Here is a 15,181-nt window from a genome sequence, read left to right on the forward strand (position 1 = left end):
CCAGCAAGTCACCCGGTTGCTCCACAATGGACCGGCAGCGCAGCCGCAGCAGCGCCGCGGGTCACTCCACACGCAACTCCCCCACGCGTCACAGCAGGCGCAGCTGCTCCACCGGCGCCGCCTCGGCCGCCGGCAGCTCCGGCCCGCGCGCGTCGAAACCGCTCTTCCGATCCAGCCCGTGCCGCCGCAGCAACGGCCCGACCCGCTCCGCGAGCCCGTCCCGGTAGGCCTTCCGCACATAACTCCCCCGCGCGTACAGCTCCCGGTACCGCGGCACCAGCTCCGGGTGCGTGCCCGCCAGCCAGCGGCCGAACCACTCGCGCGCCCCAGGCCGCAGGTGCAGCGCGAACGCCGTGACGCTCGTCACGCCGACGTCGGCGAGCTGGGCGAACAGCGCGTCCAGCGCCTCCTCGGAGTCGGTCAGCCACGGCAGTACCGGCGCCACCAGCACCGAGCACGGCAGCCCGGCCTCGCGCGCCTTGCGGACCAGCTCCAGCCGCGCCCGCGGGCTCGGCGTGCCGGGTTCGAGGCGGTGCTGCAGCTCCTCGTCGAGCAGGGCGATCGACACCGCGAGCCCCACCGGCACGTCCCGGGCGACATCGCGCAGCAGCGGCAGGTCCCGGGCCAGCACCGTGCCCTTGGTCAGCACCGACAGCGGCGTGCCGGAGCGGGCCAGGGCCGTGATGATCCCCGGCATCAGCCGGTAGCGGCCTTCGGCGCGCTGGTAGGGGTCGGTGTTGGTGCCCATCGCGACGTGCTCGCGCCGCCACGACGGCTTCTTCAGCTGCGCGGCCAGCACCTGCGGGGCGTTGACCTTGACGATCACCTGGGTGTCGAAGTCGCGGCCGGCGTCGAAGTCGAGGTAGGTGTGGGTGTTCCGGGCGAAGCAGTTGTGGGACACCATGCCGTCGGCCACGAAGTCGCCGGTGCCGGTGGTGATGTCGAACAGCGGCAGCTGCAGGCCCAGCGGCTCGATCGCCTCCACGCGGCGGCGGCTCGCGCCGATCACCGCGCCTTCGAGGGACCGCTTCCACGGCACGGCGGGGTTGCTCACGTGGAAGAACCGCAGCACCTCGCCGACGCCGCCGAGCAGCCGGATCTCCTGGCGCGTCGGGAACTTCGGCACTTCGTCGAGCTGGTGGGCGAAGCCGAAGCGGGCGAGCGCGGCGATGAAGGCGTCGGCGATCTCGGGTTCGTCGTGCGCCACCGAGAGGACGCCGCGGCCGTATCCGCCCGCGATGTCGAAGACGCCGGCGAGGAATCCGCGCTGCCAGTGGGCGTCCGGATCCGGCGGCACCTTGAGAAATCCCACCGACGCCCCGAAGTCCGGCAGGTAGCGCAGGGCGCGCGAGGCGGCGTCCGGCTCGGCGGCGAACCCGCCGGAGCGCAGCATCCCGCACAGGTAGCCGGCCCGGTAGCCGAGCGTCTCGTCCGGCGTCGGCTCGAACCGGCCGACGCCGATCAGCTCGGTGCCGGGCTCCAGGTGCGGCCGCTGCGCGGCGCCGAACTTGCTGCCGGTGACGTGCTTCCAGCCCTTGCTCGTGAGGAACCGGTGATCGCCGCCGGCCACGAGCCGGGTGCCGTCTTCGAGGGTCACGCGGTAGGCGTCGCGCAGCGTGGTCCAGTGGGCTTCGACCCGGGTGGGCACCAGCCGCCGGGACGCGCCGTGGCCGCGGGTGCCGTAGATCCGGTCACCGACCTTCACGTCGGACAACGCCTTCGTCCGGCCGTCGGCCATCAGGATCCGGGTGCCGCCTTCGAGGCAGTAGGTGCAGGCGTGGGAGCAGCCGCGGTAGGGGTTGACGGTCCAGCCGAAGGGCACGCCGGAGCCGGCGGGCACCTTGTTCAGCACCGACCGGGCGTGCACCTCGTGAAAGGTGACGCCGTCGAATTCCGGTGACCGCACCGATCGCACCAGGCCCTCGAGCCCGGGCAGTGCCGGTTCACCCTCCCCTGTCCGCTGTCGATCCCATCGCACGGCGCCAGTCGAACATATGTTCTAGACGGGTGTCAAACCGGTTCGGGGCAAGAGGATCACGTGGTGCTGGTGTGACTGCTGGGGCCCGGCCGCACCGTCGTGAGTGGTAATTCGGGTTCTAACCCTAATTACCACTCACGAGGGCCGCGGCAGGAGGAGCTCAGGTCGAGAAGCGCTCCAGCGCCCGGATCTTGTTGGTCGCGTCCAGCGCGGCCACCTTGTACGCCTCCGACAGGGTCGGGTAGTTGAACACCGCGTCCACCAGGTAGTCGACCGTGCCGCCGCAGCCCATCACCGCCTGTCCGATGTGGACCAGGTCCGTCGCACCCGTGCCGAACACGTGCACCCCGAGCAGCTTGCGGTCCGCCGTGGACACCAGGAGCTTGAGCATGCCGTAGCTGTCGCCGGTGATCTGGCCGCGCGCCAGCTCGCGGTAGCGGGCGATGCCGACCTCGTACGGCACCGACGACGACGTCAGCTGGGCCTCGGTCGCGCCGACGTAGGAAATCTCCGGGATCGTGTAGATGCCGATCGGCTGCAGCGCGCCCAGCTCGTGCGCCGGTTCGCCGAACGCGTGGTACGCCGCGAGCCGGCCCTGGTCCATCGACGTCGCCGCCAGCGCCGGGAAGCCGATCACGTCGCCGACCGCGTAGATGTGCGGCACCGGGGTGCGGTAGTTCTCGTCGACCACCAGCCGGCCGCGCTCGTCCGCGGCCAGGCCCGCGGCCTCCAGGTTGAGCTCGGCGGTCATGCCCTGGCGGCCGGCGGAGTACATGACGCCGTCGGCGGGGATACGCTTGCCGCTGACCAGGGTCGTGATCGTCGTGTGGTCGGACACCGCCACGTCCGCGACCTTCTCGCCGAAGCGGAACGTGACGCCGAGGTCGCGCAGCTGGAACTTGAGCGACTCGACGATCTCGGGGTCGCAGAAGTCGAGCATGTGCTCGCGCTGCTCGACCACGGTGACCCGGGAGCCGAGCGCGGCGAACATCGACGCGTACTCGATCCCGATCACCCCGGCGCCCACCACGACCAGCGACGACGGGATCTGCTCGAGCCGCAGGATCTCGTCGGAGTCGAGCACGCGGGCGGCGTCGAAGTCGACCTGCTTCGGCCGCGCGGGCCGGGTGCCGGTGGCGATCACGACGTGGTCGGCCGACATGGTCCGCCGGTCGCCGCGGTGGCGGCCTTCGACGAGGACGGTGTGCGCGTCGGCGAAGGAGCCCATGCCGTCGACCAGGTCGATGTGGTTGCGCATCAGCTGCGCGCGCACGACCTGGACCTCGCGCCCGACGACGTGCTGGGTGCGCGCGAGCAGGTCGGCGATGGTGATGTCCTGCTTGACGCGGTAGCTCGCGCCGTAGAGCTCGCGCTGGTTCATGCCGGTCAGGTAGAGCACCGCTTCGCGCAGCGTCTTGGACGGGATCGTGCCGGTGTTGACGCACACCCCGCCGACCATGTCGTGCCGGTCGACGACCGCCACCTTCTTGCCGAGCTTCGCCGCGGCGATCGCGGCCTTCTGCCCGCCGGGGCCCGAACCGATGACGATGAGGTCGTACTCGTGCTCGCTCACGACGTCGAGCCTGCGCACCCGGCGGGCCGGGCGCAACCCCCCGCCGGTGAAGATCCGCGCACAGCCCCGCCGAAGGGCTAGCGTGTCCCGGTGCTGCGCGTCTCGCTGCTGGGCGAGCAGGTGATCGCCGACGACGAGTCCGGCGCCGTGCTGACGCGGTCGCCGCGCTCGGTCGCGCTCGTGGCCCACCTCGTCGTGCACGCCGGCCGGGCGCAGCCGCGGCGCCTGCTCGCCGGGCTGTTCTGGCCGGACTCCACCGACGCGCAGGCGCTGACCAACCTCCGCCGCGAGCTGCACCAGCTGCGCCGTGTGCTGGGCGACCCGCCCTCGCTGACCGTCACCGGGCAGGACCTGTGCTGGCGGGACACGCCGTCGAGCCGGGTGGACGTCCGGGAGTTCGCCGTCGCCCACCGGGCCGCGCTGACCGCCGAGGACCCCGGCGAAGCCGTCGCCCACGCCCGGGCCGCGCTCGCGGCCTACCGCGGCGAGCTGCTGCCCGGCCTGGCCGACGACTGGGTGCTGGCGGCCCGCGCCGAACTCGAACGCCAGTGCGTCGAGCTGTGCGACCTGATCGGCCGGACACCTTCGGGCGACCCGGCCGCCGCGCTCGCCGCGGCCCGCCGCCGGATCGCGCTGCGCCCGCTCGAAGAGCCGGGCTACCGGACGCTGATGGCGCTGCAGGCCGAGGCCGGCGACCGGGCGGGCGCGGTGAGCACCTACCACCGGTGCGCGTCGGTGCTCGAGCGCGAACTCGGCGTCGTCCCGGCCGAGCCGACGCGCGCGGCACTGCGGCGGCTGCTGGCCCGGCCGGACGCCGAACCCCGGCGGGCGGCCGCGCCCGGGCTCGTCGGCCGTGCCCCGGAGCTGGCTCGGCTGGGCGAGCTCTGGCGGACGGCCGCGGCGGGCCGGGCCGGGGTCGTCCTGGTCCGCGGCGACGCCGGCGTCGGCAAGACCCGGCTGGTCACCGAGCTGGCCGGGCCGGCCCGCGCCGAGGGTGCGGTCGTGGCCGCCGGCCGGTGCTTCGGCACGCCGGGGCGGCTCGCGCTGGCACCGGTGGCCGAGTGGCTGCGCACCCCGGCCGTGCAGCGGGCAGCGGCGTCGCTGGACCCGGTGTGGCGCGCGGAGGTCGACCGGCTGCTGCCGGCCACGCGGACGGCCGGCGGCGGGCACCCGACCGCCGAGGCCTGGCAGCGCCTGCGGTTCTTCGAAGGCCTGGCCCGCGCGCTGACCGCCGGCGGGCGACCCGTCCTGCTGCTGCTCGACAACGCGCAGTGGTGCGACGAAGAGACGGGCGCGTTCCTCACCTTCTGCCTCGGCCTGCTGCCGGACGCGCCGCTGCTGGTCGCCGCGACCCTGCGCGACGGCGACCCCGGCGCGGGCCTCCCGGCCTGGGCGGCCCAGCTGCGCGACGACGGCAGGCTGACCGAGCTGCCGCTGCGCCCGTTCGACGCGGCCGGCACGGCCCGCCTCGGCGAAGCGGTCGCCGGGCGTCCACTGTCCACTTCGGATCGCGACCTGCTGCACGCGGCCACCGGCGGCTACCCGCTCTACGTCGTCGAAGCCCTGCGGGCGCACGATTCCCTGCCCGCCGAGGGGCTGGCGGCCGTGCTGCGGACGCGGCTCGAACAGCCGGGCCCGGCGGCCCGCGAGATCGCCGGGCTCGCCGCCGCGGCCGGCGGGGACGTCACCCTCGAGCTGCTCACCGAGGCGAGCGACCTCGACGCGGACACCGTCGTCGACGCCGTCGACGAGCTGTGGCGCCGCCGGCTCGTGCGCGAGTTCGGCGGCAGCTACGACTTCACCCACGACCTGCTGCGCGAGACGGCCTACCAGCAGGTCAGCCCGCCGCGGCGGTGGCTGCTGCACCGGCGGCTGGCCCAGGGGCTCGAGCTGCTGCACGCCGGGGACACCGACGCCGTGGCGGCGCAGCTGGCCGAGCAGTACGCCCGCGGCGGCCGCCCGGACCGCGCCGTCGCCCACTACCGGCGGGCCGCCGCCGTCGCCGCGGGCACGTTCGCCCACGCCGAAGCGATCCGGCTGCTGCGGGCGGCACTGGACCTCGTCCGCGCCCGGCCGGCGAGCGGCAACCGCGACCGGGACGAGCTGGCCGTCCTCGAAGCACTCGCCGGGCCCCTCAACGCCCACCGGGGCTATTCCTCCCCCGAGCTGCAGCGCACTCTGGAGCGGTCGCTCGCGCTGGCGGAGTCGCTGGGCGACGAGGGGGCCGCGCTCACCGCCTTGCTGGAGCTGTGGTCGTCGCGGTTCGTCCAGGGCCGGACGATCCAAGCCCACGAGGCCGCCGAACGCGCACTCGGGTTGCTCGCGCCGGGCGGGAGCGCCGAGCAAGACGGCTCGGCGCACTTCATCCTCGCGGGTTCGTCGCTGAGCCTCGGGCACGACCCGGCCGAGGCGCTGCGGCACTTCGAGCTGGGCGCCGAACGCACGCGCGGCGCGTCGTCGTGGCCGATCGGCACCCGCCCGGACGTCCACGGCCCGGCCTGGGCGGCGCACGCCCACTGGCTGCTCGGGCACGAGGACGCCGCCGTGGCATCCGGCGCCAGGGCGATTGCGCTCGCCCGGCGGATCGAGCACCCGTACAGCCTCGCCATCGCGCAGGCCTACGCGGGGATCACCCACCAGATGCGCCGGGACCGGCGGGCACTGGGGACGGCGGTGGCCGAACTGCGGACGCTGTGCGACCGGTACGGCTTCGCGTACTACCGCGAGTGGGCGCTGGTACTGGGCGGCTGGGCCCGGGGCGGCGCGGCCGGGCTGGCCGCGGCGCAGGAGGGCGTCGCGAACCTCAAGGCCGAGGGGTCGTTCGCCCGGATGCCGTATTGGCTGTCGCTGGTCGCCGAGCTGTCGGCGCCGGATGCGGCCCGGGCGACCCTGGACGCCGCGCTGGCCGCCGGCGAGGCCCGCGACGACCGCTGGTGGCTGCCGGAGGTGCTCCGGCAGCGGGCGGCGTACGACGCCGATCCGGTGCCCCGGCTGCGCGCGGCCGCGGAGCTGGCCCGCACCCAGGGCAGCATCGCCCTGCGGCGGCGGGCCGAGGCGGACCTGGCCGTGGCGTCATGTTCATGAAGGGCACCCCCTCATGAACTCAAGAGCCAGGGCCCCGGCAAAGTCGAGGGGGCGGGCCTGAAGGGGGCGGGTTTCGGCGGCGCTGGTGTGGCCGCGGTGTCTTGAATGAGTCATTCAGGGCTTCGGAGGTCCTGAATGACTCATTCAAGACGTTTGGCTGAGCTGCGCTGCCGGGTGAGCGAGCCACCGCGACTTTGCCGGAACCCGCGAACGGGCCGAACGCTGCGCGAACGCCCGCTGCCTACGTTCCCCTCCGGTACCGGAAATCCGAGAGGGGCCACCATGACCACCACCGCCTTGCCGCACGAGGAACTGGCCGCCGCGCTGCGCGGCGACCTCGTCACACCGGCCGACCCGGGCTACGACGAGGCCCGCGCCGTCTACAACGCCATGATCGACAAGCGGCCCGCCGCGATCGCCTACTGCCGCGACGCCGCCGACGTCGTCGCGTGCGTCCGCTACGGCCGCGCCCAGGGCCTCGACCTCGCCGTGCGCGGCGGCGGCCACAACGCGGGCGGGCTCGGCGTCGCCGACGGCGCGCTCGTCATCGACCTGTCGCGCCTGCGCAGCACGACCGTCGACCCCGTGCACCACACCGTCCGCGCCGACGCCGGCTGCACCTGGGGCGACGTCGACCACGCCACGGTCGCGTTCGGCATGGCGACGCCGTCGGGCATCGTGGCGTCCACCGGCGTCGCGGGCCTCACCCTCGGCGGTGGCATCGGCTACCTGGCCCGGCGCTTCGGTCTGACCATCGACAACCTGCTCGGCGCGGACGTCGTCCTCGCCGACGGTTCGTTCGTGCACGCGTCCGAGTCCGAGCACCCCGACCTGTTCTGGGCCCTGCGCGGCGGCGGCGGCAACTTCGGCGTCGTCACGTCGTTCACGTTCCGCTGCCACGACATCGGCGAGCACGGCGTGGTCATCGGCGGGCCGGTGCTGTACGACCTGGCCGACACCCCGGACGTGCTGCGCTGGTACCGCGAGCTGCTGCCATCGCTGCCGGAGGAGCTCAACGGCTGGTTCGGCCTGCTGACCGTCCCGCCGGCACCGCCGTTCCCGGAGGAGCTGTGGGGCCGCAAGGCCTGCGGCATCGTCTGGTGCTACACGGGTGCACACGACAAGGCGGACGAAGTGCTGGCGCCGGTGCGGGACTTCGGTTCGCCGTTGCTGGTCGGCCTGCACGACATGCCGTACACGGCGTTGCAGGGCGCATTCGACGCGCTGTACCCGGCCGGCCTCCAGTGGTACTGGCGAGCAGACGTCTTCCACGAGATCTCCGACGCGGCGATCGACATCCACCTCAAGCACGGCGAAGGCCTGCCGAGCATGCACTCGTCGATGCACCTGTACCCGATCGACGGCGCGGCGAGCCGGGTCGCCCCCCACGAGACGGCCTTCCCCCACCGTTCGGGCGGCTGGTCGGGCGTGATCGTCGGCGTCGACCCATCGCCGGAGAACGCGGCCACCATCTCCCAGTGGACAAGGGACTACTGGGAGGAACTGCACCCGACCTCGGCGGGCGGAGCGTACGTCAACTTCATGATGGAGGAGGGCCAAGACCGCGTCCGGACGTCCTACCAGGGCAACTACGAGCGCCTGTCCGCGGTGAAGCGCCGCTACGACCCGGAGAACGTGTTCCACATCAACCAGAACATCCGCCCGGCGTAAGCCCCGCCTCAAGTTCGTGAAGGCCACCTTGAGGAACTTGAAGTTCCTCAAGGTGGCCTTCACGAACATTCGGGTATCAGGAGCGGAGGGTGCCGCGGCGGCGCTGCCAATCGGTCACCGCGTCCAGCCCGGACTCGATCTCCTCGGTCAGCAGCGCCGCCAGCTGCGCGGCGACGTCGGGACCCAGCAGCTCCCCCGCGCGGTCCAGCAGCGCAAGCGCCTCCCACGGCGAAGCCGCCAGCGCACCCACCGCGACCCCCGGCTCCGGCGGGGTCAGGCTTTCCTCCAACCCGAACCTCCCGGCGGCGAGCAGCGCCGCCACCACCAGGTGCGGCTGAGCGTCGGCACCGGCGAAGCGGAACTCCAGCCGGCGGTTCCCCGCGGGACCGGCCACCCGCACCGAAGCCGTCCGATCGTCATGACCCCACCGAACCTCGCGCGGCGAAAACGGCGCCGTCCGCAGCCGGACGTAGGAGTTCCACGTCGGCGCCCACACCGCCGTCAGCGCCCGCGCGTCGCGGAGCACCCCGGCCAGGAACCCACCCAGAAGATCAGGCTCCGATCCATCCACAGTGGACAGTGACAGGTGGACATGCCCCGAGTTCCCTTGCCCGGGCGAAGGAGCGGCCAGGTAGTCGGCCGTCACCCCGTGGCGCGCGGCCGCCCGGCGCACGACCAGCTGCTGCAACAGGACGTCGTCGCAGGCGGCGAGGGCATCCCGGTGCCGCAGCACGATCTCGTACTGCCCCGGGTGACATTCGGCCCGAGCCGACTCGACGCCGAGCCCGGCATCGCCCAGATCCGTCCGCAGGTCACGCAGCAACGGCGCCAGCCGCTCGGTGCCGCCGAGGGCGTAGTCGACGCCGTGCGCCGTGAGCGGCACCCCGAGCGCATCCCGGAACACGACCTCGTGCTCGATGCCCACCGACGGCACCAGCCCCAGCCCCTCCAACGCGGCGAGCTGCCCGCGCAGCACCTCGCGCGGCGCCAGCTCCGCGGCGGCCCCGGACGGCCACTCGGCGTCGCACACCACCGCCCAGGTCCGCTCGCCGAGCGGGATCGCCGAAGCCGCATCCGGCCGCACCCGCAGGTCGCCGAAGCCTTCGAGGTACCCGCCCAGCACGCCGGACGCCGGCAGCGGCTCCCGTGACGGCGTCCACGCGAAGACGTAGCTGCAAACGCCGTAGCCGTCTTCGAGCACCGAAGCGGCGAACGGCGCGGCGAGCTCCACCGCGGCGAACCGGGCGTGCGGGTCGGGGACCAGCAGGAGCAGCCGGGCGCCGTCTTCGGCGAGCACGCCGCGCAGCACCGTCTCCCCCGCCGTGGCCACCGCGCGCCGGACGGCCAGTGACCGCGGGCCGGCCGGCCGCGCGAAGGCCGTCACCACGCGCCGCCCGGATCCGGGGCGTGCAGCGGGTTCGGCACCCGGCCCCAGCGGACGTCGAATTCGTCGTCGCGTTCCACCTTGTCGAAACCCTGCCCGGCGAGGTGCTCCCGGTTGAGGGTCACGCGCTCGACGTCCGGGGCGAACAGGCGGCACGCGTCGAAGCGCGCGGCCACGTCCGGGTTCTCCTCGCGGTAGCGGCCGACGATTTCCCGGACCGGCGCCCAGAACGCCGCCCGCGGCAGGCCCAGCTCGTCGAGCAGGACCTCGGCCCAGAACCGGAACTGGCCGGAGAACACCGAGCTAAACAGCGACTGGGCCAGCAGGTGCGCGGGCCAGCGCAGCATGTCCGCGGCCGCGTCGGGCGGGAGCGACGCGTAGCTTTCCAGCTGCTCGTCGAGCAGGTCGACGCCCTGGGCGAAGTCCTTGATCAGCACCCGTTGCGGGACCCCGGCGGCGTCGACGACCAGGATCAGGTTCTGGCCGTGCGGGCAGAACCCGACGCCGTGGCGCAGCAGCCACTGCAGCAACGGCGTCAGCAGCAGATCGAACAGCCGCGTCAGCCACGCCGTCGCGTCCCCGCCGCCGATCAGGTGCGCGAGCATCGAGCCGCCGTCCGGGCCGCGGTACGGCAGGGCGGCGAACGAAATCGCGCGTTCCCCGTCCGCGAGCCGGATCGGCTCGCGCCACAGCGCGCCCAGGGTTTCGTGGAACCGGTACGGCAGCTCCTCGAGGTGCCCGAACAGCGGGTGCCGCACCGACACGCTCGCGACCTCGCCGAGCAGCCCGAACCGGTACTTCTCGCTCAGCAGCGGGTCCGCGGCGCTCACCTGCCGCAGCCACGTCGTCACCGACGGCCCGGCCAGCGTCGCCGCGGAGTTGAGCCCCCGGTAGACGAGCGTGTTCCGCACCGCCACGGCGGTCTTGACGTCGTGCCGGCCGGGGGTGCTCACGTTGGCCAGGGTCCGGACGGTCTGGTGCGGGCGGTAGGCGTCGGCGCTCTCCCCGAGGTCGATCACGACGCCGGTGGCGAGTTCGGCGGCGTAGAGCGTGCCGAGGATTTCGTCGGCCTGCCACGGGTGCACGGGCACCCAGACGTAGTCCCCGGGCGCCTTCGCGGCGAACTCTTCGCGCAGGTCGCCGAGTTCGGCGGCCAGCAGCGCGTCCCGGCTCAGCTCGTCGACGCAGCGGAACTCGGCGTGCTCCGGGTGGACGGCGAACCAGCGCAGCCGGACGTCCGCACCGGCCTCGGGCGCGTACCGGGCCCGATCGCGCGCGGAGAACCCGACGCGGCCCTTGTTGAGCACGAGCCGCGGGTGGCCGGTGAGGTGCCCGTCGGCGACGTCGTAGTCCATTGTGGACAGTTCGGCCGCGGTCGGCGCGCGGCGCAGGCGGGCCGCCTCGTTGGCGACCGTCGAGGTCAGCTCGGCGAGCACGTCGGCCAGCCGCAGCCCGCTCAGCCCGAGGACTTCCCGGGCGTCCACGACGAGGGCGCGTGGGTCGGCGACCGGTTCGCCGTTCCGGTGTGCGCTGCCCGGTTCGACCGTCCAGGCGTCGAACGCGCCCCGCCGGGCCCGGAACGCGTAGGCGGCGCCGGGCAGCTCCAGCCGGTACGCGTCGCCGTCGGCGACCGGTTCCAGCAGGTGCTCGTAGGACAGCTCGCCGAGCATCTTGTGCGTGATCAGCGCGCCGGCCGCGCGCCAGGCGGCTGCCTCGTCCAAGGTCACAGGTCCTCCAGGCCGAACGTGGTGAAGGCGGTGCGGTCGGGCAGCTCGTGCACGGTCTTGCCGCACACGGCGTTGAGGATCACGGCCGCCCGCCACGCGCCGAGGCCGAGGTCGGGGGCACCGGGCCCGTGCGTGTGCCGTTCGGCGTTCTGCACGAACAGCGACCCGGGCACGTCGAGCGCGACCCGGTAGTCGGTGCCGACTTCGAGGCGGCCCCGCCGGTCGCGGCGGACGGCGTCGCCGAGCCCGGCCAGCAGCGGCCCGGTCGGCGCTTCCGCGTACCCGGTGGCCGCGACGACGGCGGCGGTGCGCAGGGTGGCGTCGCGGCCCTGCTGTGCGTGCCGGACGCCGAGTTCGAGCTCGCCGTCCACTGTGGACGCCGAGACGACTTCGACGCCGGGCGTCAGCACGGCACCCGGCGGGCCGGCGATGCTGCGGCGGTAGAGCTCGTCGTGGATCGCGCCGATCGTTTCGGTGTCGATGCCCTTGTAGAGCTGCCACTGCGCGGGCAGCAGCCGGTCGCGGACGGCTTCGGGCAGGCCGTGGAAGTACGCGGTGTAGTCCGGCGTGAACTGCTCGAGGCCGAGTTTCGAGTACTCCATCGGCGCGAACGCGGGCGTCCGGGCAAGCCAGCGCACGCCGTCCACAGTGGATCGCGAGCGCAGCAGGTCGAGCACCACTTCGGCGCCCGACTGCCCGGAGCCGACGACCGTGACGCTCTCGGCGGCAAGGAGTTCGTCCCGGTGCGTCAGGTAGTCGGCCGAATGCAGCGCCAGGACGCCGGGATCGGCGACGAGGTCGCGCAGCGGTGCCGGCACCGACGGTACCGAGCCGACGCCGAGCACGACGTGGTCCGCGAGCACCGCTTCGGTCCCGGCGATCGTGAGCTCGAAGGCGTCGCCGGCCCAGCGGATGCCGGTCACTTCGTGGCCGAACCGGCACGACGGCAGCCGCGCGGCGGCCCAGCGGCCGTAGTCGTCGTACTCGACGCGCGGCATGTGGAACCGCTCGGCGAAGTAGAACGGCAGCAGGCGGCCGCAGTCGCGCAGGTAGTTGAGGAACGAGAACGGGTTCGTCGGGTCGACCAGCGTGACCAGGTCGGCCAGGAACGGCACCTGCAGCGTCGCGCCGTCGACGAGCAGGCCGGGGTGCCAGCGGAACTCCGGGCGGGCGTCGAAGAAGACGGCGTCGAGGCTTTCGACGCCGGTGGCGAGGGCCGCGAGCGAGAGGTTGAACGGCCCGATCCCGACGCCGGCGAGGTGGTGGCGCCTCACGAAGCGACCGGGCTTTCCCGGCCGGCTACGAGCTCGGCGCAGGCCGTGGCGACGATCCGGTCGAGCAGCGGGAGGTAGTCGTCGGCGGTGGTGTGCGGGTGCAGCAGCGTCAGCTTGAGCCACAGCTGGTTCGCCCCACCCGGCCCGGTCGGCAGCGCGGCCCGGCCGATGACCGCGGTGCCGGCTTCGAGGAGCGCGCGGCGGACGCGCGCGACGAGCTCGTCGCCGCCCGCCTCGTCGGCGACGAGCGGCCGCAGGACCACTGTGGACAGTTCGGGCGGGCCCCAGAGCCGCAGCCCGGGGTGGGCTTCGACGCGCCGCGCGACCTCGGTGGCGGTGGCGCAGCAGCGTTCGACGAGCGCGCCGAGGCCGTCGGTGCCGAGCGCGTGCACGGTGACGGCCATCCGGAAGGCGTCCGGCCGCCGCGACGTCCGGATCGAGCGGCCGAGCAGGTCCGGCAGGCCGGCTTCGGTGTCGTCGTCGGCGTTGAGGTATTCGGCGCGGACGGTGAGCGCACCGAGATCGGCGGCTTCACGGGCGGCGAAGAGCCCGGCGGCGACCGGCTGCCAGCCGAACTTGTGCAGGTCGAGCGCGACGGAGTCGGCGAGGTCGAGCCCGGCGAGCTTGGGCCGGAGGGTGTCGCTGCACAGCGCCATGCCGCCGTAGGCCGCGTCGGCGTGCAGCCGGGCCCCGTGCCGGCGGCAGATTGCGGCGATTTCGGGCAGCGGGTCGAGGGTGCCGGTGTTGGTGGTGCCGGCGGTCGCGACGACGACGCAGCCGGGGGTGAGGAGCTTGTCGAGCGCATCGGGAAGCAGCCGGTCGCCTTCGCAGGGGACGACGATCGGCGCGGGCAGACCGAGCAACCAGGCGGCCCGGGCGACGCTGTGGTGGGCGTTGGCCCCGCAGACCGGCTGGACGATGCCGTTTTCGCGGGCGAGGAGGAGACCGAGGAGGTTGGATTCGGTGCCCCCGGTGGTGACGACGGCGTCGGGGAGGGCGGCGCCGGGGTAGCACAACCGGGCGATCCCGGTGGTGAATTCGCGTTCCAGTTCGCTGGCGACGGGCGCCTGGTCCCAGGAGTCCATGGACGGGTTGAGTGCGCTCGCGACGACATCGGCGGCCACGGAGACGGCGAGGGGCGGACAGTGCAGATGGGCGGCACAGGCCGGATCGGAGGGGTCCGCGGACCCGGCGGCGAGGAGCCGGCTGAGCTGTTCGAGCGCGGCTTCGGCTCCGACACCGCGGCGGGGCAGGGCACCGCGCCCGGCGGCCGGGGCGGGTGCCGCATCGTGTGGCCCGGGGGGCGCGAACCCCGCGGGCCCCAGCTCGGCGGGAGCCGGGACAGCCTCCGGTTCACCGGGCTCGAAATCCGTCGCCGCCTGGCCCGGCTCGCCACGCTCCGCCACCAGGGCCGCCGCCACCGCGGCCGGACCGCCCGCCGGGATCGGGCCGCCGCGCTCGGCCACGCCGACCGCCATTGCGCGCAGGGCCACCGGGATCAGCTCGCCGAGCCGGTCCGCGCCGCCGTCGCCTCCGGCCAGCCCGTCTGCCCGCATGTGCCCGCCTTCCTTAGGATTGCCTTGCCTACGCTGAGCAACAGTACGGCGACCGGCGACTGCCTGTCATCCCCGTCCAGCATGCTCGACCGGGTGGCGGCGACGCGTCGGCCATCGGGAGTAGGTTCACCGCGAGGAGGTGATCAGCGTGCCCCGATGGGACGTCCTCGCGGCGATCGGCGCCGGCGGCGCGCTCGGCAGCCTCGCCCGCTACGGCCTGTCGGTGGCGATCCCGCACGCCCGCGGCGAGTTCGCCGTCGCAACGCTGCTCACCAACGCGCTCGGCTGCCTGCTCATCGGCGTCCTGATGGCGATCCTGACCACCACCGCCCGCCCGCACCACCTCCTCCGGCCGTTCCTCGGCGTCGGGATCCTCGGCGGCTTCACGACGTTCTCCACGTTCGTGACCGACACCCTCGACGCGGCGACGACCGGGCGTCTCGTGGGATCCGTGGCGTACGTGGCCGCGTCGGTGGTGCTGTGCCTGACGGCGGTCGCGGCCGGTCTCGCGGCGACGCGCGCGGCGCGAAAGGGACGCTGATGGAAGGAGTGACGCTCGTCCTGGTGGCCCTCGGCGGAGCGGCGGGCTCGATCCTGCGCTACCTGACGGACCGTCGCGTGCAGCAGTGGCGCGACTCGCCGTTCCCGTTCGGGACGCTGACGGTGAACGTCGTGGGTTCGTTCATCCTGGGCTTCCTGAGCGGCTGGCTCCTGCACGGCGCGGAGCCGTCGTCGGTCCGCGCGCTGGTGGCGGTGGGGTTCTGCGGCGGCCTGACGACGTTCTCGACGTTCGGCTACGAGACGGTCCGGCTGTTCCTGGAGAAGGCGCGGCTCTACGCGGTGCTGAACGTGGTCGTCACCATCGTCGCCGGCCTGACCTCGGGCGCCCTCGGCCTCCTGCTCGCGAAGGGCACTTTCACGTGAAAGTGCCCAT

10 protein-coding genes are annotated in these 15,181 nt (G+C 73.8%); 4 read left to right on the forward strand and 6 right to left on the reverse strand.

The genetic code is table 11. The annotated features are described in order from the left end of the window. Positions 1–88: 88 nt before the first annotated feature. Entirely contained in the window at positions 89–1,978 is a 1,890-nt protein-coding gene (locus tag ACLJQF_RS19705; RefSeq protein WP_410610545.1) for an intein-containing Rv2578c family radical SAM protein, read from the reverse strand. Between the two features lie 160 nt (positions 1,979–2,138). Further along, entirely contained in the window at positions 2,139–3,551 is a 1,413-nt protein-coding gene (gene sthA, locus ACLJQF_RS19710; RefSeq protein WP_410610546.1) for a Si-specific NAD(P)(+) transhydrogenase, read from the reverse strand. 90 nt (positions 3,552–3,641) lie between these two features. On the opposite strand from sthA, the gene ACLJQF_RS19715 reads away from it, so the two are divergent. Together ACLJQF_RS19715 and ACLJQF_RS19720 are read left to right on the forward strand one after the other, a co-directional pair. Next, on the forward strand, positions 3,642–6,635 hold the full coding sequence (locus ACLJQF_RS19715; RefSeq protein ID WP_410610547.1) for an ATP-binding protein: 2,994 nt from the start codon (positions 3,642–3,644) through the stop codon (positions 6,633–6,635). Positions 6,636–6,917: 282 nt separating this feature from the next. Next, positions 6,918–8,306 (forward strand): FAD-binding oxidoreductase, encoded by a 1,389-nt coding sequence (locus ACLJQF_RS19720; protein WP_410610549.1) that lies wholly within the window; start codon positions 6,918–6,920, stop codon positions 8,304–8,306. A gap of 76 nt (positions 8,307–8,382) precedes the next feature. Here the strand turns inward: ACLJQF_RS19720 and ACLJQF_RS19725 are convergent, their stop codons facing one another. Genes ACLJQF_RS19725 through ACLJQF_RS19740 form a run of 4 tightly spaced genes read right to left on the reverse strand, consistent with a single transcriptional unit; the run spans position 8,383 to position 14,247 of the window. Beyond that, on the reverse strand, positions 8,383–9,690 hold the full coding sequence (locus ACLJQF_RS19725) for a glutamine synthetase (protein ID WP_410610551.1): 1,308 nt from the start codon (positions 9,688–9,690) through the stop codon (positions 8,383–8,385). Continuing rightward, positions 9,687–11,417 carry an IucA/IucC family protein gene (locus tag ACLJQF_RS19730; protein ID WP_410610552.1) on the reverse strand — a complete coding sequence of 577 codons (1,731 nt, stop codon included), beginning with the start codon at positions 11,415–11,417 and terminating at the stop codon, positions 9,687–9,689. The genes ACLJQF_RS19725 and ACLJQF_RS19730 overlap by 4 nt, the downstream gene beginning before the upstream one ends. After that, positions 11,414–12,691, reverse strand: coding sequence for a lysine N(6)-hydroxylase/L-ornithine N(5)-oxygenase family protein (locus ACLJQF_RS19735; protein WP_410610553.1), 1,278 nt, complete (start codon positions 12,689–12,691; stop codon positions 11,414–11,416). Before ACLJQF_RS19735 ends, ACLJQF_RS19730 begins: the two co-directional genes overlap by 4 nt. Further along, on the reverse strand, positions 12,688–14,247 hold the full coding sequence (locus tag ACLJQF_RS19740; protein WP_410610554.1) for a pyridoxal phosphate-dependent decarboxylase family protein: 1,560 nt from the start codon (positions 14,245–14,247) through the stop codon (positions 12,688–12,690). The genes ACLJQF_RS19735 and ACLJQF_RS19740 overlap by 4 nt, the downstream gene beginning before the upstream one ends. Positions 14,248–14,386: 139 nt before the next feature. Between ACLJQF_RS19740 and ACLJQF_RS19745 the strand changes: the two genes are divergently transcribed. Further along, positions 14,387–14,788 (forward strand): fluoride efflux transporter FluC, encoded by a 402-nt coding sequence (locus tag ACLJQF_RS19745; protein WP_410610556.1) that lies wholly within the window; start codon positions 14,387–14,389, stop codon positions 14,786–14,788. A gap of 8 nt (positions 14,789–14,796) precedes the next feature. Beyond that, entirely contained in the window at positions 14,797–15,171 is a 375-nt protein-coding gene (gene crcB, locus ACLJQF_RS19750) for a fluoride efflux transporter CrcB (RefSeq protein ID WP_410610887.1), read from the forward strand. The last annotated feature ends 10 nt before the right edge of the window (positions 15,172–15,181 follow it).

This window comes from Amycolatopsis sp. lyj-109 (assembly GCF_046548995.1).
Taxonomy (GTDB): Bacteria; Actinomycetota; Actinomycetes; order Mycobacteriales; family Pseudonocardiaceae; genus Amycolatopsis.